The sequence below is a fragment of the Arthrobacter sp. N1 genome (genome assembly GCF_048288285.1).
Classification (GTDB): Bacteria; Actinomycetota; Actinomycetes; order Actinomycetales; family Micrococcaceae; genus Arthrobacter_D.
The window spans coordinates 932,651-950,751 of sequence record NZ_CP102608.1 but is presented as its reverse complement, the minus strand read 5'-3'; the positions used below and the strand labels follow the sequence as shown (position 1 = coordinate 950,751).

The 18,101-nt window shown below is 70.8% G+C and carries 15 protein-coding genes; 11 read left to right on the top strand and 4 right to left on the bottom strand.

Annotated elements, in window-relative coordinates:
• Nucleotides 1–14 precede the first annotated feature (14 nt).
• Both NVV32_RS04410 and NVV32_RS04405 read right to left on the bottom strand, forming a co-directional pair.
• On the bottom strand, nt 15–3,431 hold the full coding sequence (locus NVV32_RS04410; RefSeq protein WP_422391997.1) for a glycosyltransferase family 2 protein: 3,417 nt from the start codon (nt 3,429–3,431) through the stop codon (nt 15–17).
• 68 nt (nt 3,432–3,499) lie between these two features.
• Nucleotides 3,500–4,093: a WhiB family transcriptional regulator gene (locus tag NVV32_RS04405; RefSeq protein WP_422391514.1), complete on the bottom strand. Its 594-nt coding sequence runs from the start codon at nt 4,091–4,093 to the stop codon at nt 3,500–3,502.
• A 265-nt stretch (nt 4,094–4,358) separates the two neighbouring features.
• Here NVV32_RS04405 and NVV32_RS04400 point away from each other — a divergent pair, with 265 nt between their 5' ends.
• Nucleotides 4,359–5,132 (top strand): TIGR03089 family protein, encoded by a 774-nt coding sequence (locus NVV32_RS04400; RefSeq protein ID WP_055770222.1) that lies wholly within the window; start codon nt 4,359–4,361, stop codon nt 5,130–5,132.
• Here the strand turns inward: NVV32_RS04400 and NVV32_RS04395 are convergent.
• Complete coding sequence (locus NVV32_RS04395) at nt 5,107–5,661, bottom strand: GtrA family protein (RefSeq protein WP_055770219.1); 555 nt, start codon at nt 5,659–5,661, stop codon at nt 5,107–5,109. The genes NVV32_RS04400 and NVV32_RS04395 overlap by 26 nt on opposite strands.
• A gap of 307 nt (nt 5,662–5,968) precedes the next feature.
• Between NVV32_RS04395 and NVV32_RS04390 the strand changes: the two genes are divergently transcribed.
• From NVV32_RS04390 to manA, 4 genes are all read left to right on the top strand, one after another.
• Complete coding sequence (locus NVV32_RS04390; RefSeq protein ID WP_200914805.1) at nt 5,969–7,147, top strand: 5-(carboxyamino)imidazole ribonucleotide synthase; 1,179 nt, start codon at nt 5,969–5,971, stop codon at nt 7,145–7,147.
• Nucleotides 7,148–7,188: 41 nt separating this feature from the next.
• On the top strand, nt 7,189–7,692 hold the full coding sequence (purE, locus tag NVV32_RS04385; RefSeq protein WP_422391996.1) for a 5-(carboxyamino)imidazole ribonucleotide mutase: 504 nt from the start codon (nt 7,189–7,191) through the stop codon (nt 7,690–7,692).
• Entirely contained in the window at nt 7,689–9,272 is a 1,584-nt protein-coding gene (locus tag NVV32_RS04380; protein WP_422391513.1) for an LCP family protein, read from the top strand. Before purE ends, NVV32_RS04380 begins: the two co-directional genes overlap by 4 nt.
• A 131-nt stretch (nt 9,273–9,403) precedes the next feature.
• Nucleotides 9,404–10,765, top strand: coding sequence for a mannose-6-phosphate isomerase, class I (gene manA, locus NVV32_RS04375; RefSeq protein ID WP_422391512.1), 1,362 nt, complete (start codon nt 9,404–9,406; stop codon nt 10,763–10,765).
• Between the two features lie 45 nt (nt 10,766–10,810).
• Here the strand turns inward: manA and NVV32_RS04370 are convergent, their stop codons facing one another.
• Nucleotides 10,811–11,434, bottom strand: a complete 624-nt coding sequence (locus NVV32_RS04370; RefSeq protein WP_055770212.1) for an acyltransferase — start codon at nt 11,432–11,434, stop codon at nt 10,811–10,813.
• 394 nt (nt 11,435–11,828) lie between these two features.
• On the opposite strand from NVV32_RS04370, the gene NVV32_RS04365 reads away from it, so the two are divergent.
• Genes NVV32_RS04365 through NVV32_RS04340 form a run of 6 tightly spaced genes read left to right on the top strand, consistent with a single transcriptional unit; the run spans nt 11,829 to nt 18,039 of the window.
• Nucleotides 11,829–12,899 (top strand): Gfo/Idh/MocA family protein, encoded by a 1,071-nt coding sequence (locus NVV32_RS04365; protein ID WP_055770209.1) that lies wholly within the window; start codon nt 11,829–11,831, stop codon nt 12,897–12,899.
• Complete coding sequence (locus tag NVV32_RS04360; protein ID WP_422391511.1) at nt 12,896–13,894, top strand: NAD-dependent epimerase/dehydratase family protein; 999 nt, start codon at nt 12,896–12,898, stop codon at nt 13,892–13,894. Before NVV32_RS04365 ends, NVV32_RS04360 begins: the two co-directional genes overlap by 4 nt.
• A complete protein-coding gene (locus NVV32_RS04355) occupies nt 13,891–15,027 on the top strand; it encodes a DegT/DnrJ/EryC1/StrS family aminotransferase (protein ID WP_422391510.1) in 1,137 nt (378 codons plus the stop codon). Before NVV32_RS04360 ends, NVV32_RS04355 begins: the two co-directional genes overlap by 4 nt.
• Complete coding sequence (locus tag NVV32_RS04350; protein ID WP_422391509.1) at nt 15,024–15,704, top strand: NeuD/PglB/VioB family sugar acetyltransferase; 681 nt, start codon at nt 15,024–15,026, stop codon at nt 15,702–15,704. The genes NVV32_RS04355 and NVV32_RS04350 overlap by 4 nt, the downstream gene beginning before the upstream one ends.
• Nucleotides 15,701–16,903, top strand: a complete 1,203-nt coding sequence (locus tag NVV32_RS04345; RefSeq protein WP_422391508.1) for a glycosyltransferase — start codon at nt 15,701–15,703, stop codon at nt 16,901–16,903. Before NVV32_RS04350 ends, NVV32_RS04345 begins: the two co-directional genes overlap by 4 nt.
• Nucleotides 16,904–16,929: 26 nt before the next feature.
• Nucleotides 16,930–18,039: a DegT/DnrJ/EryC1/StrS family aminotransferase gene (locus NVV32_RS04340; protein WP_422391507.1), complete on the top strand. Its 1,110-nt coding sequence runs from the start codon at nt 16,930–16,932 to the stop codon at nt 18,037–18,039.
• Nucleotides 18,040–18,101: the final 62 nt, after the last annotated feature.

The following is an 18,101-nucleotide window of genomic DNA, read 5'->3' as shown; positions in this document are numbered from 1 at the left end:
CTTGCGTCCCCACATCACACGGACCCACTTCCACTGGCCACCGGCTGGACCCTGTCGTCATCGCGTCCCGCACCGTCGCCGTCGGGTTGGCCGTCGGATGTCCGGGCGTCACGGTCCGCGGGTCGGGATCCGGGGCGTCCGTCCACCGGTGGGCGGGCGGAATTCCTCCGGGCGCCGCGCGCGCTCCGGGTCTTCGTCACCGGTTGCCTCGTCGGGAGCGGGATCGCAAGGAGCAGCGTCAGGCCGATCACGACGGCCTGGACGGCTTCGGACCACGGCTGGTACGGGCTCGCGTAGGTCACCCGGAGGTCCCCGCCCTCGGCCGGCAGCGCGAAGGACTGGCGCCAGCCATCGGACGAGCGCTCCAACGGTCGACCGTCGAGCGTCGCCTGCCACCCCGGATCGGCCTCCTCCGCGATGGCGAGCGTCCTGCCCGCGGGCCCGGGATCGATGACGCCTTCTGCCTGGAGCGGGCCGGAGGGTACCGCGGCAAGGGTGAGTCCGTCGGCGTCGAGCACCCGGACACGGGCCGTGCTGCCGCCGGCATCCTCGGTCCCGTCCTCGAGCGTGGCGGGCGTGACACGCCACAGCCGGCCGGAATCCGTGTCCCCCACGGCCGTGAGGCCGGGCACGGAGTCGATCCGGGCACTCAGGAAATCTCCTGCGGTGTCGGACTGCTGGAGGACCACGAAGCCGACTCCCAGGTCCCGCAGGTCGTTCCGGGGATCCGCGCCGGTGGCGCCGACGATCATGGCGACGCTCGTGCGGAGGATCCGTGCCGACGCGCTGTCCTCGCGCACGGTGACGGGGCCGCCACCCTGCAGGTCCCTCGCGGCGTACAGCGGGTTGAGCGCGTCCAGGGTCGTCCCGGCACCACGCATCAGCGAGGCGCCCACCGTGTCGTCGTCGTCGACCGTGATGACCAGCGTGCGCGTCCGGTCGGCCCCGGTCCCGCGGTCCGCGGCAGTGGCGGGCAGCGGACGTTCGGCTGCGGATTCGAGGCCGAGCGCGGTGCCGAAGGCGGTGGTGCCCGGCCCGGGCAGCGGCGCCGCCTCGGTGGGGCTGCCCGGGATGACGACGGGTTCGACGACGCCGGCGGGTGGACCCGCGAGCTCCGGGGCGAGCCACAGCCCGAGGCTGAGTGCGGGCCCGACAGCGAGGGCGAGCCCTCCCGCGACAGCAGCGAGGCGGCGGCGTCGTGCAGACTCCTGGCGCGGAGGAACGACGTCGTCCGGCCGCCCGGGCAGGCCCGACAGGGCCGCAGCGAGCAGGCACAGGACCAGGACGGAGGTCAGCGGTCCGGGGAAGATCCCGATCAGGCTGGTCTCGCCGGCGGCCACGGGCAGGGCGGACGAGGCCACCGCGAGCGCGAAGGCCAGCACCGCGAGGACCCAGAACCACCGGACCGCCGTGCCGCGTCCCCCCGGGAGGAAGAGGGCGGCCGCGGCCAGGAGCACCACCGGTGCACCGATCAGGACAGCCGCGACGAGGGCCCAGGGACCCTGCCCGAGGAGATCCGCTCCGGCGAGCGGCAGCATCGGGTCGAAGTCCACGGGGAACCCGAGGAGCTGCTGCCAGGGCGCTGCCGCCTCGAAGGGCGTGGGGACGCCGGGATCTCCGAGCAGCCCCCGGGGATCACCGATCGCCGACAGCACATAGGGCAGATGCAGCGCGACCATCGGGAGCAGCGCCCACCAGAGCGTGCGGGTCCGTCGCCGTCCGATCAGCAGCGCACAGGCCAGTCCGACGGCCACGAAAGGAATCAGTGAAGGGGCGGACGCCGTCGCGAGCGCCAGGAGCAGACCGGTCGCCGCCCCGGCGGTCCAGCTGCGGACCCCGCCGGTCCCGGGCGCGGAGACACCCTCCGGAACAGGACGCGACCCCAGCGCGGCGCCGACGGCCCGGACCGCCCCGAGGAGCGCCAGGGGCAGCAGGATGTGCGCGATGAGCGCACCGAGGCGGCCACTGCCGAGCGCCACCTGCAGGGTCGGCGCGGCGCCCCAGAGCAGCGCCGCCCACAGCCGGAGCCCTCGTGACCTCGTGAGCCCGCCGGCGGCGAACCAGGCGGAGAGGCCCGCGAGCGGCAAGGCGCACACGACCAGGACCACCACGGCAGTGTTGGCCGAACCGAGCGCGAGCAGGGACAGCAGCCACAGCACGAACGCGAACGGGGACGCGTGGGCAGCCATGCCGGTGCCGAGGACCGTCCACCACGACGTCGCACTGTCCCAGACGGCACCCGGTGTCGCCGCGACGGGGAGCAGGGCGCCGCCGGCCAGCGCCGGGGCACCGATCAGGCTGTGCAGGCCCACGAACGCCGTGACGAGCAGCAGCACCACGGCGGCCAACGCTCCCAGGCCCACCCAGGGCCTCGCAGGGGCCGCGAGGGCGGCGAAGTCGTCATTGCTGTCGCCCGACGGGACGTACTCCTCCAGGTGCTGGGGCGCCTGCTGACCGCCGGCGGCACCGCGCGACGTGAAGGCGTCCAGAACCGATCTCCGATGGGACCAGACGTCGCGACGCGCAGTGATCAGGGGCCTGACGATGGAACGGGGCCGACGCCGCGTGCGGGCCACGGAGCGCCTCGAACGGAACAGGAGGACGGGCCGCGAGACGCCGGCGAGGCTGCCCAGCAGCTGCCCTGCTCCATGCGCCGGGTCCTTGGCCAGAAGGCCGAGCAGGAATCGTCCCACGCCGCCGAGTACGGCGCCGGCGGCGAGGAAGGGAACGGCCCAGAATGGTGCGTGCTTGAGCCTGAGGTACACCTCGGCCGAGCGTGCGGCGTGCGGCGTCGAGACGGGATGGGGCCTCGCGACCCCGTGGCGGACCGTGGCGGAGGGCACCACGACGACGCGGTGACCGGCGAGGCGGTTCCGCCAGCAGAGGTCGACGTCGTCGCCCACGCCGTGGAGTGCGGGATCGAAGCCGCCGAGCTCGTCCCAGACGTCGCGGCGGACCAGCATGCCGGCGGAGTTCACCGCGAAGACATCGCTGCGGGCGTCGTACTGGCCCTGGTCATGCTCGTCCACGTCGATCAGGGTCAGGCGCTCCGCCCACCTGCTGATGGACAGTCCGACGTCGACCAGCTCGCGTCGATCGTCCCAAGCGACCTGCTTCGCCCCCGCCACCGTCACGGACGGCGCGCGCTCGACGGCGAGCAGCATCTCGGCGAGGGCATCCGGTTCCGGGGCCGCGTCGTCGTGCAGCAGCCAGAGCCAGTCGTCATCGGCTTCCACACCGGACGGGCGGGAGGGGATCTCGGCGACCGCCGAGCGGACGGCCGTGCCGAAGCCCGCTCGCGCGGGGGCGCCGACCACGGGGCTCCCGACCGGCAGGTCGAGCTGCAGGATCGAGGCGGAGCGGTCCGTTGATCCGGCGTCGACGCCGACGCAGAAGTCGGCCGGGCGGCTTTGGCGTTCGAGTGCCTCCAGGGTCTCCGGAAGGTACTCGGCACCGTTGTGGGCTACGACAACGGCGGTGACGCGGAGGTTGTGCCGGATCAGACCGCTCGCTTCCGCAACCTGCGGCGCTCGCGCTCCGAGAGACCGCCCCAGATGCCGAAGCGCTCGTCGTTCTCCAGGGCATACTCCAGGCACTCGGACTTCACCATGCAGGACCCGCAGACCTTCTTGGCGTCACGCGTGGAGCCGCCCTTCTCGGGGAAGAACGCCTCGGGATCGGTCTGCGCGCACAGTGAGTCGGCCTGCCACGACAGCTCGCCGTCGTCGTCGACGTTACCCGGCGCGAGGGGAAGCCCGATCCAGGTGGGGCGGGCTGCCGGTGCGGCCGACGGCGTGGCGTCCTCGCGGACGCCCGGAAGGACAGGAGGGGTGGCGGGACCCGGGGTCGGCAGGACGAGCAGGCTGCTGGGACCCTCCTCGATGTCCGGGAGGTCGGCGAGCGCCTCGTGGGCGGCGAGGAAGGCGGTGGCCTGGTCCTCCAGCGTGGACAGCGAGCCCGCCCGGTAGCGATCGCCGGCGAGCGGATCTGCGGGATCGAGGAACCAGTCGGCAGGAACACCCCTGGAGCCGTAGCGGGCAGAAGCCTGCGCTGCGATGTCTGGTCGTTCCTGTGTGCGTTCTGCCTGCCCCATGGTCAGCCTTCCCGGTGTTGCCGTTCCAACATCAAGCATGGGTCGACCCTCGCGCCCCGCTGCTGGAACAAATCCGATGTCTAATTACACGGGTGTAAGTCGATGCACGTCAAGCGACGGGGGTGATCTTATAGAGTCGGATCCGGAGAATCACGGGCGCCACGCCGACCCGACTACCTGTTCTGGCGGGCGCGTCGGACGAACGGTCCGGCCCCTCCCTGCGCCGGCCCGCCGCCGTCGACCGACCCTTCCGAAAGAGGCTCTCATGCCACGCACACCCGCCGACGTCCTGACCAGGATGCGGTCCATCAGCACCTCGTCACCCCGGCTCGTCTGGCACGGTACCGACGGCCGGATCGAGCTGTCCGGCCGTGTCTTCGACAACTGGGTGGCCAAGAGCGCCAACCTGCTGGTGGACGAGCTCGATGCCACCGCGTCCACCAGGATTGCGCTCGACCTCCCGCCCCACTGGAAGACGCTGGCGCTGGCCTTCGCGTGCTGGCAGGTCGGGGCGGTCGTCGTCCTCGGTGCCGAGGAGGCGCGCGACGGCGGTCCGGCGACAGGCAGTGGCCCGGACGATGCGGACATCGTCATGACCTCGCGTGAACGCTCGCCGCTCGATCCGCCGAGGCTGCTGGCCTGCGTCGCGCTGGGATCACTCGCCCTGCGCTGGGACGGGCCGCTCCCCCGCGGAGCGGTCGACTACGCCGCGGAGGTCCGCTCCCACGGGGACGTCTTCTTCGGGGATCCGATGTCCTCGCAGGATGACGACGCCGTCGATCCCGTCCTGGTCGTCCACGCGGGGAGGGCGATCACGGCTCCGGAACTGCTGGCGCCGGCCGGCATCCCTACCGCGGACCGGTCGGCGGGCCCGGCCACGGTGCTCCTCGAAGCCGGCACCGATCCGCTGCGGTCCCTCGCCGTCGCCCTCGCGGTGTGGCAGGAGGAAGGGACTCTCGTGCTGGTGGAGGAAGGCGTCCCCGTCACCGACCGCATGCTCGCCGGCGAGCGGGTCACTGACCGGCTGGGGCCTTCCTGACCGGGCGGTGATCGCCCTGCCGGGTCGCCTCCGGGGTGGATGGGGCAGGTGCGGCGTGCGGGTGCAGGATCTCCTGGTCGTGGCTGAACTCGGGTTCCTCGTCGAGTTCGACGTTGAAGACCCAGAAGCGGTAGGCGACGAAGCGCACGAGCGTTGCGAGGACCGTGCCGGCGATGCCGACGACGAAGATGGTCCTGGTGTCCGACACCGAGAAGCCGTACTTCGCGATCGCCACGCAGCCCGCGGCGATGCCCATACCGATGACATTGATGAAGACGAACATGACGAGCTCGCGCGCCGCATTCGGCTGACGCCGCCGACGGAAGGTCCAGTACCGGTTGGCCACCCACGCGAAGATCGTCGCGACGCCGGCCGAGACGAAGCGTGCCTTGACCTCGCTGCCGCTCATCGGCCCGTGGATCAGATACCAGTACAGGCCGTTGTCGATGACGAAGGCCACACCTCCGACGGCGCCGAACTTCGCCACCTCGCGCCAGAAGAGGGACGCGAGGCCCCTGATCCTGTCCATGATTCCTGCCACTGCTTACCTCCGCGGTCTGGGGACGGACACCGTGCACCGCGGGAAGCGTGCTGCTCCTGCGCTCCCCTGGATCGATCGACACGGGGGTCGGCTGGGCTGACCGCCCGGCTGACCCTTGCATGGCGTGTTTCGGACCATTTTACGGGCATCATGACATCGCCGCGTCAGGAATCGGCCGGACACCGGCTGGGAGCTCACCGGGAGCCGCCCCGCCCCCGCCCGCACTGCCGCCCTCCGACAGTGCATGCGCCGGACGCCCGATGAAGGCGTCCGAAGGCTGCGTGGGTACCCTGTGATGGTGACTTTTCCCGTGATCGGCGTGGTGGGCGGCGGCCAACTCGCTCGCATGATGTCAGGCCCCGCCACAGAACTCGGCCTCGAACTCCGTGTCCTCGCGGAAGGACCGGACGTCTCCGCCGTCGCCGCCGTGGCGCGCGCGGAGATCGGCGACTACCGGGATCCTGATGCCCTCCGCTCCTTCGCCGCCGGGGTGGACGTCGTGACCTTCGACCACGAACACGTCCCGGGCGAGCTCCTCGAGGAGCTCGCCCGGGAGGGTGTGGTGATCCATCCGTCGCCTGCCGCGCTCCTGCACGCGCAGGACAAGCTCGTGATGCGCCGGGCGGTCGAGGAGCTCGGGCTGCCGAACCCGCGCTGGCGTGCGGTGACGGGAACTGCGGAGCTTGCGGCGTTCGCCGCCGAGTCCGGCTGGCCCGTGGTCCTCAAGACCCCACGGGGCGGTTACGACGGCAAGGGCGTGCTGGTCCTCCGCGACGAGGAAGCCCTGACGGCGGCGGAGCCGTGGTTCACGGGCGGGGAACTGCTCGTCGAGCAGTTCGTCCCCTTCAGCCGTGAACTGTCCGTCCTCGTGGCCCGCCGACCCTCCGGCGAGGCCGTGACCTGGCCCGTCGTCGAGTCCATCCAGGTGGACAGCGTGTGCGACGAGGTGCTCGCCCCGGCGCCGCACCTCCCCCAGGGCATCGCGGACGCCGTCACCAGGGCGGCACTCCAGCTCGCGGAACAGCTGGGGGTCACCGGGGTGATGGCGGTCGAGCTGTTCGAGACGCCTGGTACGGACCCCGGTTTCCTGGTCAACGAGCTCGCCATGCGTCCGCACAACTCGGGCCACTGGACCATGGACGGCTCCCTGACCGGCCAGTTCGAGCAGCACCTCCGCGCCGTCCTCGACCTCCCCCTCGGATCGACCGATCCGGTGGCGGAGCACACCGTCATGAAGAACGTCCTGGGCGGGGAGAACACGGACATCTACGCCGCCTACGCCTCGGCACTCTCCTCAGGACCATCCGCTAAAGTGCACTTCTATGGCAAGGGCGTCCGTCCGGGCCGCAAGATCGGCCACGTGAACGCGCTGGCGAGCCCGGGGGAACCGCTCGCCTCCGTCCGTCAGAGGGCCACGACGGTCGCCGCGATCCTCCGCGACGGCACGGCGCCGCCCTCGACCCACCAGGATTGACCGAAGGGAACGCAGTGACGAACGCCCAGGTAGGACTCGTGATGGGCTCGGACTCGGACTGGCCGGTCATGGAGGCCGCAGCGGCTGCCCTCGCCGAGTTCGGCATCCCCTACGAGGCAGACGTCGTATCCGCGCACCGCATGCCCACGGCCATGATCGAGTACGGGCGGACCGCCCACGAGCGCGGCCTGCGCGTCATCATCGCGGGCGCCGGCGGCGCGGCACACCTCCCCGGGATGCTCGCCTCCGTGACTCCCCTGCCCGTGATCGGCGTCCCCGTCCCGCTGCGGTACCTCGACGGCATGGACTCACTGCTCTCGATCGTGCAGATGCCGGCAGGGGTCCCCGTGGCGACGGTATCCATCGGGGGGGCCCGCAATGCGGGCCTCCTCGCCGTCCGGATGCTCGCGGCCGGGACCGACGCCGAGGCGCGGATGCTCCGCGACCGCCTCGTCAATTTCGCGGACGCCCTGCGCGTGAGTGCGGAGGAAAAGGGTGCCGCGCTCAGGACCCGGGTCGCCGGCTCGACGGCGGAGGGCGCATGATCGCCGGGACGCGGGTCGAGGGCTCCCCCGGCACGGGGACGAGGGGGCTCACCGACCCGGTGCGGTACCCGCAGTCCGCGCCACCGGCCGTCCGCACCAAGCGGGCGTTCGTCCTGCTCGTCATGACCCTCGTCCTGCCGGGCTCGGCACAGATCGTCGCCGGTGACCGGCGGCTCGGACGCCGCTCCCTGAGGACCACCTTCGCGGCCTGGGCACTCCTCGTCCTCGGACTGGTGCTCGCGGTGACGGACCGGACCCTCGTCGTCGGGATCGTGACCCACCGCTGGTGGTCGCTCGTCCTCATCGTCGTCCTGCTCGGCATCGCCCTGGGCTGGGCGCTCGTGTTCGTCAACACGCTGCGGCTGATCCGCCTGCCCCTGCTCGAGCGCGGGGTCCGTCCGCTGGTCGCCGCCACCCTGGCGCTCCTGATGCTGCTGACCAGCGGCTCACTCCTCTACGGCGCCTATGTCCTCACCGTCGGCCGGTCGACGGTGGGCTCCATCTTCCAGTCCGGGCCGGCCTTCGACCCGGTGGACGGCCGGTACAACTTCCTGCTGATGGGCGGGGACGCCGGGGAGGACCGGACGGGGCGCAGACCCGATAGCATCTCCGTGATCAGCGTCGACGCTGAGAGCGGATCGACCGTCACCTTCAGCATCCCGCGCAACTTCCAGAACGCCCCGTTCTCCGCCGACTCCCCCCTGTGGGACGTCTACCCGGACGGGTACAACTGCGGTGACCCCTGCATCATCAACAGCCTCTACACCGAGGTGGCGCAGAACTACACGGACCTCTACCCCGACGCGGCGGACCCCGGGGCCGAGGCCATGATGGACGCCGCGAGCGGCGTGCTGGGCATCGACGTCCAGGCGTACCTCCTGGTCGACATGGGCGGCTTCGAGCAACTCGTCGACGCGATGGGCGGCATCCGGATCGATGCCGGCGGGTGGGTCCCGATCACCGCGGGCGAGATCCCCGGCACCGATCCGATCCGCCACTATCCACCGGACGGCTGGATCAAGCCGGGTGTGCAGACGCTCGACGGCTACCACGCGCTCTGGTACGCGCGGTCGCGGGAGTTCGTGACGGACTACGACCGCATCGCCCGCCAGCAGTGCGTCCAGCAGGCCATGATCGCGCAGCTCGACCCCGCGACCGTCCTGACGCGGTTCCAGTCGATCGCCGCCGCGGGGACGCAGATCGTCGAGACCGACATCCCCCAGGACCAGCTGGCGAGCTTCGTGGACCTCGGACTCAAAGCACAGGGCCAGGAGACGAGGCGCCTCACCATAGGCCCGCCCGACTTCGGCACCCCCGCGGAGAACTTCGTGACCTACCCCGACTTCGACGCCATCCACAGCCGCGTGCAGGACATGTTCGCGCAGGGGGCCGACTCCGCGGCCATGGCGCCACTCCACTTGGAACGGGCCGTCGTCGTCTCCCGGGTACCCGCTCAGGTGCCCGCGCAGAGCACCGACGACGGCATCACCGAGGAGTATCTGCAGGAACTCGCGACGATCGGCGACGACCTCACGCTGGGCGAGCTGCTCTCGGACAACGGGCAGTGTTCCCCGGCATGACGGCCGCCCACCGCGGCATGCCCTTTCCGAGCGGCTGACCACCCGCCGCAGCCCGCAGCCAGCCAGCTCAGCCGTCGTCGCCGAGACGCCGCACGACGCCGCCCGACCCACCAGCCGAAGGATCCCCGACGATGCACCTCCTCGACAACACCCTCCGGCCCTACGCCTGGGGCTCGGAGCGGGCCATCGCGGATCTGCTCGGCCGTGAGCCGTCGGGCGGCCCCGAGGCAGAACTGTGGATCGGCGCGCATCCCGACTCCCCTTCGGCCGTCGTCGGCGCGGACGGCTCGCGCCGCGGCCTCGACCACCTCATCGGCGAGGATCCCCGTGCACTGCTGGGCGACGACGTGGCGGACCGGTACGACGGCAGGCTGCCCTTCCTGCTCAAGGTGCTCGCCGCCGGCTCCGCGCTGTCGCTGCAGGTCCACCCGAGCCTCGAGCAGGCAGGCGCAGGGTTCGACGCCGAGGAGGCCGCCGGGATCCCCGCCGACGCGCCCCACCGCAACTACCGCGACCGCAACCACAAGCCGGAGATGATCTACGCACTCTCGCCGTTCGAGGCGCTCTGCGGGTTCCGGCCCCTGCCCGAGTCCGTCGGGATCTTCACCGTGCTCGCCGCCGCCGTCGCGCCGGGCTCACGCTCGCACGACCTCCTCGACGCCGTCTCGGCGCTCCTCGCCACGGGCGGCGAGACGTCGCTCCGCTCGGTGTTCACCACACTCCTCGAAGCGCCCGCGGAGATCGTCCGGGACGTCGCCGCTGCATCCGCCCGCCGGGCGGCCGGCACCGGATCCCCTGCGGAACCTGCAGGCGCGGTGGACCGCGACCTCGCGACGATCGCAGAGCTCTCGGAGCAGTACCCCGGTGACCCGGGCGTGCTCGTCGCCCTGCTGCTCAACCGCGTCTCCCTCCATCCGGGCGAGGCCCTCTACCTCCCGGCAGGGAACATCCACGCCTATCTCAGCGGCCTGGGGATCGAGGTCATGGCGTCGTCGGACAACGTCCTGCGCGGCGGGCTCACCCCCAAGCACGTGGACACCGGCGAGCTCCTCGCCACCGTGGTCTTCGAACCGCTCGCGCCGCCGTCGCTCGTGGCCGAGTTCACGCTGCTCGATCAGGAGCTGTACCGCCCGCCGTTCGACGAGTTCCAGCTCCAGCGGATCCTCCTGACCGATCCCTCGGCAGGTCCGGGAGGACGCTCGGCCGACGGCGCCGATGACGGCTCCGCCACCAGCGCGCTGCCGGCGGGCGAGAGCCTCACCCCCGCGCACGTCCCGGTCGTGCAGAACGGGCCCGTGGTGGTCCTGGCGGTCAGCGGGGCGGTCCTGCTCGACACCCCGAACGCGACGCTCCTCGTGCCCCGGGGCGCCAGCGCCTTCGTTGCCGCCGGCGAGGCCCCCCTGATCGTTCGGCCGGCCGCCGACGCCCACGGGTCGACGGACGGCCCGGTCCTCGCCTTCGCCGTCACGGTCGGGGACAGCCGGGCCCTGTAGGAGCTGCCGGCGGCGGGCCGCGGCGCTCGACCGGGACCGGAGGCGTCAGCCACCCTCGTCGGAGCGGATCCGGCCCAGGGAGGCCTCCGAATGCAGTTCCCCGTCGGATTCCGTGTACCGCTCTCCTGTCTCGGGGCAGGTCCAGAGGTTTCCGTCCGACGTCGTCAGCGGACGCCCGGCCTTCCCGACCCACCCGATCCTGCGCGCGGGCACTCCCGCGACCAGCGCGTGTGCCGGGACGTCACGCGTCACCACGGCACCGGCAGCGACGGTGGCCCATGCCCCGATCGAGATCGGGGCGATACACACCGCCCGGGCTCCGATCGAGGCCCCGTCTCCGATCCTGACCCCGACGGACACCCAGTCCTCGGCGCCCTTGAGGTCGCCTGCGGGGGTGACGGCCCTCGGGAAGGTGTCATTGGTCAGGACCACGGCGGGACCGATGAAGACACCGTCGCCGAGCACCGCCGGCTCGTACACCAGGGCGTAATTCTGGATCTTCGAGTTCCTGCCCACCCGCACGCCCGGCCCTATGTAGGCACCCCTGCCCACGCTGCACCCCTCCCCCAGTCGAGCGCGTTCCCGGATCTGCGCCAGGTGCCAGATGGTGCTTCCGGCTCCGATCTCGGCGTCACCCGCGACATCGGCGGTGTCCTCGATGCGGTTCATGGCCACTCCTTCGTGGTATCGGGCCGGACCTCTTGGCAGGAGGCCCGTCTCCTGCAGGAGCGCCCCTGGGTTCCCGGTGTGCCGAACCCTAGTCCCCGGGATGCGTCCGCACCAGCGGACCGCCGCGGGCGCGGCCGGCCTCCCACCGGCTACCCGGGATCGACAGGGCGGCGCAGGTGCACCGCCGCAGGTCGAGTACCGTCGAGGCGCTCCCTGCGTAGTTACTACTCGTGTGAGCACCTCGGCCCATTCATATGCTTGCCCCACTGCACCATTCGCCCGTACCAAGAGGGGTTGGTATGCGTCAAGCCATACATCGTCGTATGCAGATCGATCGTCACAGGGTAGACCGGTCGCGGGGCGTCGCGCCGAGCCACGGCCGGACGGTGGACCAGTGACCCCGGGCGGGAGGCCCCTGCGGGTCGCCGTGGTCGGCGCAGGCTACTGGGGTCCCAACCTTGCCCGTAACTTCGCATCGAGCGTGGACTGGGACCTGGCCGCCGTCTGCGACCTCGACCTGGCACGTGCCCACCGCGTCGCCGATCCTCTCGGTGGGGTCCGGGCACTCTCGTCCCTGCCCGACCTGCTGTCGTCCGACGTCGATGCCATCGCCATCGCCACGCCCGCACGGACGCATCACCCGATCGCCATGGCGGCGCTCCTCGCGGGAAAGCACGTCCTGGTCGAGAAGCCTCTGGCGGACACGGTGCGGAGCGCGCGCGAGATGGTGGACGCCGCGTCGATGAACTCCCTCGTGCTCATGACGGACCATACGTACTGCTACACGCCTGCGGTCTCGAAGATCCGGGACCTCATCGCCGACGGACGGCTCGGCGACCTGCTGTTCATCGACTCGACCCGCATCAACCTGGGGCTCGTGCAACCCGACGTCGACGTGTTCTGGGATCTCGCTCCGCACGATCTCTCCATCCTCGACTTCATCCTCCCCGGAGGTCTCCACCCGGACGACGTGTCAGCCTTCGGTGGCGACCCCCTGGGTACGGGGAGGTCCTGCCTCGGTCACCTCATGATGCCGCTCCCGAACTCCGTGATGGCGCACGTGCAGGTGAACTGGCTGAGCCCTACCAAGATCAGGCAGGTGGTCATCGGCGGCTCCGAACGGACGCTGGTGTGGGACGACCTCAACCCCCAGCAGCGGCTGAGTGTCTACGACCGCGGTGTCGACCTGGGGCGCGACGCCTCCGGCAGTGGCAGTCGGCGGGTAGCGGCACAGGTCTCCTACCGGCTCGGCGACACGTGGTCTCCCGCCCTTCCCGAACGCGAGGCCCTCGCGGACATGGTCTCCGAGTTCGCTGCGGCGATCCGGGGACGCCGACCGGCACTCACGGACGGCCACGCCGGTCTCCGTGTCCTGTCGGTACTGGAAGCCGCCAGCAGAAGCCTGGCGAACGCCGGTCGCACCGAGCGCCCGGAGCACATGGGACTGGTGGAAGGACGGCCATGACAAGGATCGAAGGAGCAAGGGCACTGGTGACCGGGGGTGCCGGAACGATAGGTTCCACGATCGTCGACCACCTGCTCGAAGCAGGTGCGGATCAGGTCGACGTCCTGGACAACCTCGTCCGCGGCCGGCGGAGCAATCTCGAGGGCGCCCTCGCGACCGGGCGCGTCCGCCTGGTCGAAGGGGACATCCGGGACCGGGATCTCGTCCATGCCCTGACGGCCGCCAAGGATCTGGTATTCCATCAGGCGGCGCTGCGCATCACCCAGTGCGCGGAGGATCCCCGCCTGGCCAATGACGTCCTGGTCAATGGCACGTTCAACGTCGTCGAGGCCGCTGCGTCCACGGGCGTCGGAAAGCTCGTCGCCGCCTCGAGCGCCTCGGTCTACGGCCTGGCCGAGCAGTTCCCCACCGGGGAACGGCACCACCACCACAACAACGACACGTTCTACGGGGCTGCCAAATCGTTCAACGAGGGGATTCTCCGGAGCTTCCGGTCCATGTACGGCCTCGACTACTGCGTCCTGCGCTACTTCAACGTCTACGGCCCGCGCATGGATGTGCACGGCGCGTACACAGAGGTGCTGGTGCGCTGGATGGAACGGATCGACGACGGATTGCCGCCGTTGATCTTCGGGAGCGGCGATCAGACCATGGACTTCGTCTTCACCACGGACATCGCGCGGGCGAACCTCCTCGCCGCCGCCGGAGAGGTCCGGGACGGCGTCTACAACATCGCGAGCGGGACCGAGACCAGCCTCCTGGAACTCGCACAGTGCCTCCTCCACGTCATGGGCTCGGACCTGAGGGTGGAGCACGGTCCGGAGAGGGCTGTGAATGGCGTGGCGCGGCGACTCGCCGATACGACCGCAGCCCGGACGGACCTGACCTTCACCCCCAGGGTGCAGCTCGTCGAGGGTCTCACGGCACTCGTCGAATGGTGGCGTCCCCTGCGCGAGGAGATTGCTGCCGGGCGGAACCTGGTGGAGGCACGATGAGCCGCATCAACGTCATGACCCCCTGGCTGGGCCAGGAGGAAATAGACGCCGTCACGGAGGTTCTCCACTCCGGGTGGATCGCCCAGGGACCGAGGGTGGCAGCGTTCGAGGGCAGCTTCGCGCGAACGATGCAGGCGGGACACGCCGTCGCCACGTCGAGCTGCACGGCGGCACTCCATCTCGCCCTGGTGGTCGCCGGGATCAGCGACGGCGACGACGTGGTGGTCCCCTCCTTCTCCTTCATCGCGACGGCGAATGCCCCCACGTATGCGGGAGCGCGCTCGGTCTTCGCCGACGTCGACCCGACGACGGGCAACGTCACCGCTGAGACCCTCGAAGCAGTCCTCACGGAGCGCACGAAGGCGGTGATCGTGGTGGACCAGGGCGGGGTGCCGGTCGACCTCGGTCCCATCCGTGCACTGTGCGACCCCCGGGGGATCACCGTCATCGAGGACGCCGCCTGCGGAGCCGGCGCGACGTACCGCGGCCGCCCCGTCGGGTCAGGGGCGGAACTGGCTGTCTGGTCCTTCCACCCCCGGAAGGTCCTGACGACGGGCGAAGGGGGGATGCTCACCTCGTCCCGCGAGGACTGGGCGACGCGGGCGGCAAGACTCCGGGAACACTCGATGAGTGTCTCGGCCGCTGATCGCCACGCCAGCATCCTCGCGCCGGCCGAGCGGTACGGGGAGATCGGCTACAACTACCGGATGACCGACGTGCAGGCCGCCATCGGGCTCGTCCAGCTCGGCCGCCTGCCCGAGATCGTCCGCCGACGCCGGGAGCTGGCTGCGACCTACACCAAGGCCTTCGACGACCTCGACGGGATCCGGGCCGTCCGCGATCCGGCCTGGGGTACGGGCAATTTCCAGTCCTTCTGGATCGAACTGCTGGACGGTTTCCCTCGGGGCAGGGACGGACTCCTCGAGGATCTCGCCCGGGCGGACATCTCGGCCCGTCGCGGGATCATGGCCGCACACCGGCAGCCTGCCTTCGAAGGCTCCGGGGCCCACCTCCCGGTGACGGACCGCCTGACCGATTCGACGCTCATCCTCCCCCTGTTCCACGGGATGACGGAATCCGACCAGGCACGCGTCATCGACTGCGTCCGATCAGCATCCCGGAGTACCCGGTGACACGCCTGGTCCTCGTCGCAGGGAGTGGCCTCGCCCGGGAGGTCCTCGCCGTGGTGACCGCCACCGGCTCGCATACCGTCATCGGACTGCTGGACGACGCGCCCCACCTGCAGCACGCGCACCTGCAGGGAGTCCCCGTCCTCGGCACGCTCGACGACGCCGGTTCCTTTCCTGCCGTGCAGTTCCTCGTCTGCATCGGCTCGGGTCGCGGCAGGGAATCCGCCGTGGAACGTCTGCACGCCCAGGGGGTGTCCGGCGACCGGTTCGCCACCGTCATCGATCCGACCGCGCGAATCGGCTCAGGCTCGGTCGTCGGCGCCGGAAGCATCCTCCTCGCCGGGGTGGTTCTCACGGCTTCGGTGACCGTCGGACACCACGTGGTCGCGATGCCGCAGGTGGTCCTCACGCACGACGACGTCGTCGGCGACTACGCGACGCTTGCTGCGGGCGTCCGCCTCGGGGGCGCCGTGCACGTCGGTGCCGCCGCGTACCTCGGGATGGGCTCGACGGTGCGCCAGCATGTATGCGTCGGACCGGGAAGCACTCTGGGCATGGCCGCCGCACTCCTCGATGACCTTCCCGCCGGTGAGACCTGGGTGGGGGTGCCGGCCAGGCCGCTACGCACCGCGCGGCCGGTGGCACAGTCCGCTCCGTCGTTCCCGGTCGGTGCATCATGAGGGTGCTCGTGTGTCCCCACCAGCTGGGCATGGGCGGGAGCCAGCTCAGCGCCGTCGAACTCGCAGCGGCCGTGCGTCGTTACGGTCACGACGTCCTCGTCTACGCGCCCGACGGTATCCTGGCGCAGCTCGTCGAGGACGCCGGTCTCGAGCGCATCCGCGCCGTTCGGTCCGATCGCGTCAGCTCCGACGCAGTCGCCCGGCTGGCAGACGTGGTGAAGCAGCGCGGGATCGATCTGGTGCATGCTTTCGAGTGGGCGCCCTGCGTCGAGGCCGCCTTCGGGGCGGGCCTGCGCCGCAACACACCGGTGCTCATGTCCGTGATGTCGATGGAGGTCCCGCAGTTCCTGCCCACACACACCCCCATCACCGTCGGCACACCGGCCCTCGCCGCCGAGGAGGGGCGACGACGGCACAGCGTCCACCTGCTCGAACCGCCTGTCGACATGGAACGCAACCGGTCGTCGGATGTCGTCGCCGCCCGTGCGCGGTGGGGCGTCATTCCGGGCGAGCTCGTCATCTCCGTGGTGTCCATGCTCACCACGGAGCTGGAGAAGCTGCAGGGTGTCCTCGCCGTGATCGCCCTGGCGGACCAGCTGGCGGAGCACTACCCCGTCCGGCTGCTCATTGCCGGCGACGGCGAGGGGTACCGCCAGGCGCGCCTGCGCGCGGAACGCGTCAACACACATCACCAGCGGACGGTCGTGCAGATCCTCGGCTACCAGGAGGATCCGGCCCAAGTCTATGACGCCGCCCACGTGGTGATCGGGATGGGTGGGTCGGCGATCAGGGGCATGGCCTTCGGCAAGCCCCTGATCGTGCAGGGTGCAGCGGGCTTCTGGCAGGTTCTGACACCGAGCTCCGCCCGCGGGTTCGTCCAGGACGGCTGGTTCGGTGACGGGGGGCGGGGTGCCCGGGATCTGAAGGACGCGCTGCTCCTCCTGCTCGACTCCCCGACCAGGCGACGGCAGCTCGGATCCTTCGGCAGGATGCTGGTGGAGGACAGGTACGGACTGGATGATGCGGGTCGGAATCTCTCCTCCATCTACGAGGAGGTCGCGGACCGGCATGTGACGCGGAGCGCCGCCCTGCCGTCCCTGACCCGCAGCGCCGTGGAGATGATGCGCTTCCGGCACGTGATGCGGGCCGGGAACGTCGTCCGCCGTGAACGGTGGAGCAGGGCAGGGGTGCAGCTGTGAAGGTGTTCCAGGGTCCGGTCCCGCTGATGGATCTGGCAGCACAGCAGGCGGAGGTCGACGAGGAGATCCAGCTCGGCCTGAAGGAGGTCTTCGCGACCACGTCCTTCATCGGCGGGCCCGCGGTGAGGCAGTTCGAGACCGCCTATGCCGCTTTCTCGGGCAGTGCCTACTGCGTCGGCGTGGGCAACGGGACCGATGCGCTGGAATTGGCGTTGCGAGCCGGCGGGGTGACACGCGGCGGTGAGGTGATCCTGCCCGCCAACACCTTCATCGCCACAGCGGAGGCCGTGTCCCGCATCGGCGCGGTCCCGGTGCTGGTCGACGTCGATCCGCAGCATCAGCTGATGGACCCGGCGCACGTGGAACGGGCTGCCGGGACCAGGACCCAGGCCATCGTCCCGGTCCATCTCTTCGGCCAGATGGCACCCGTGGAACGGCTGACGCCCGTCGCCGAGAGATGGGGTGCCGTCATCGTCGAGGATGCGGCACAGGCCCAGGGTGCCACGCGCTTCGGCCAGGGTGTCGGATCGGGCACGTTCGCGGCCGCGACCAGCTTCTACCCGGGCAAGAATCTCGGCGCGGCCGGCGATGCCGGAGGCGTGACCACCGACAGCAGAGCCACGGCGGACCTGGTGCGCCTGCTGGCCAGCCATGGCAGCCGGGAGAAGTACGTGCACGAGGTCATCGGCATGAACTCCCGCCTCGACACGGTCCAGGCCGTGGTGCTCAATGCCAAACTGCGACGCCTACGGTACTGGAACGCCCTGCGCGGAGCGGCAGCCGCCTACTACACCGAACTGTTGCACGATGTCCCCGGGCTGGTCCTGCCGCGGACGAGCCCCGGGAACGTTCACGTCTGGCACCTCTACGTCGTCCGGGTGAACCACCGCGACGAGGTGGCGCGCCGTCTCAGGGCGAGGGGGGTCGGCGCCGCCATCCACTACCCCGTCCCGGTCCACCTCACTGCGGCGTACCGGGAGCTGCATCACGTGCGAGGTTCCTTCCCCGAGTCGGAATCCTCGGCAGATCGTATGCTCTCCCTGCCGATGCATCCCCACATCACCCGCGAGCAGCAGGAGTACGTGGTGCACGTCCTGGGCTCGGCACTGGCCGAGGGGTATCGGGCTTCGGCATGACGAGCCGGACGGCACCACCGGCCACGGACGGGACAGGTGCTTCAGGAGCCCTCGGATGGAGC

Coding starts and splice junctions, on each gene's coding strand:
- NVV32_RS04405 (WP_422391514.1), bottom strand. CDS start 4,093: ATGGGGCAGGCAGAACGCACACAGGAACGACCAGACATCGCAGCGCAG.
- NVV32_RS04400 (WP_055770222.1), top strand. CDS start 4,359: ATGCCACGCACACCCGCCGACGTCCTGACCAGGATGCGGTCCATCAGC.
- NVV32_RS04395 (WP_055770219.1), bottom strand. CDS start 5,661: ATGGACAGGATCAGGGGCCTCGCGTCCCTCTTCTGGCGCGAGGTGGCG.
- NVV32_RS04390 (WP_200914805.1), top strand. CDS start 5,969: ATGGTGACTTTTCCCGTGATCGGCGTGGTGGGCGGCGGCCAACTCGCT.
- purE (WP_422391996.1), top strand. CDS start 7,189: ATGGGCTCGGACTCGGACTGGCCGGTCATGGAGGCCGCAGCGGCTGCC.
- NVV32_RS04380 (WP_422391513.1), top strand. CDS start 7,689: ATGATCGCCGGGACGCGGGTCGAGGGCTCCCCCGGCACGGGGACGAGG.
- manA (WP_422391512.1), top strand. CDS start 9,404: ATGCACCTCCTCGACAACACCCTCCGGCCCTACGCCTGGGGCTCGGAG.
- NVV32_RS04370 (WP_055770212.1), bottom strand. CDS start 11,434: ATGAACCGCATCGAGGACACCGCCGATGTCGCGGGTGACGCCGAGATC.
- NVV32_RS04360 (WP_422391511.1), top strand. CDS start 12,896: ATGACAAGGATCGAAGGAGCAAGGGCACTGGTGACCGGGGGTGCCGGA.
- NVV32_RS04355 (WP_422391510.1), top strand. CDS start 13,891: ATGAGCCGCATCAACGTCATGACCCCCTGGCTGGGCCAGGAGGAAATA.
- NVV32_RS04345 (WP_422391508.1), top strand. CDS start 15,701: ATGAGGGTGCTCGTGTGTCCCCACCAGCTGGGCATGGGCGGGAGCCAG.
- NVV32_RS04340 (WP_422391507.1), top strand. CDS start 16,930: ATGGATCTGGCAGCACAGCAGGCGGAGGTCGACGAGGAGATCCAGCTC.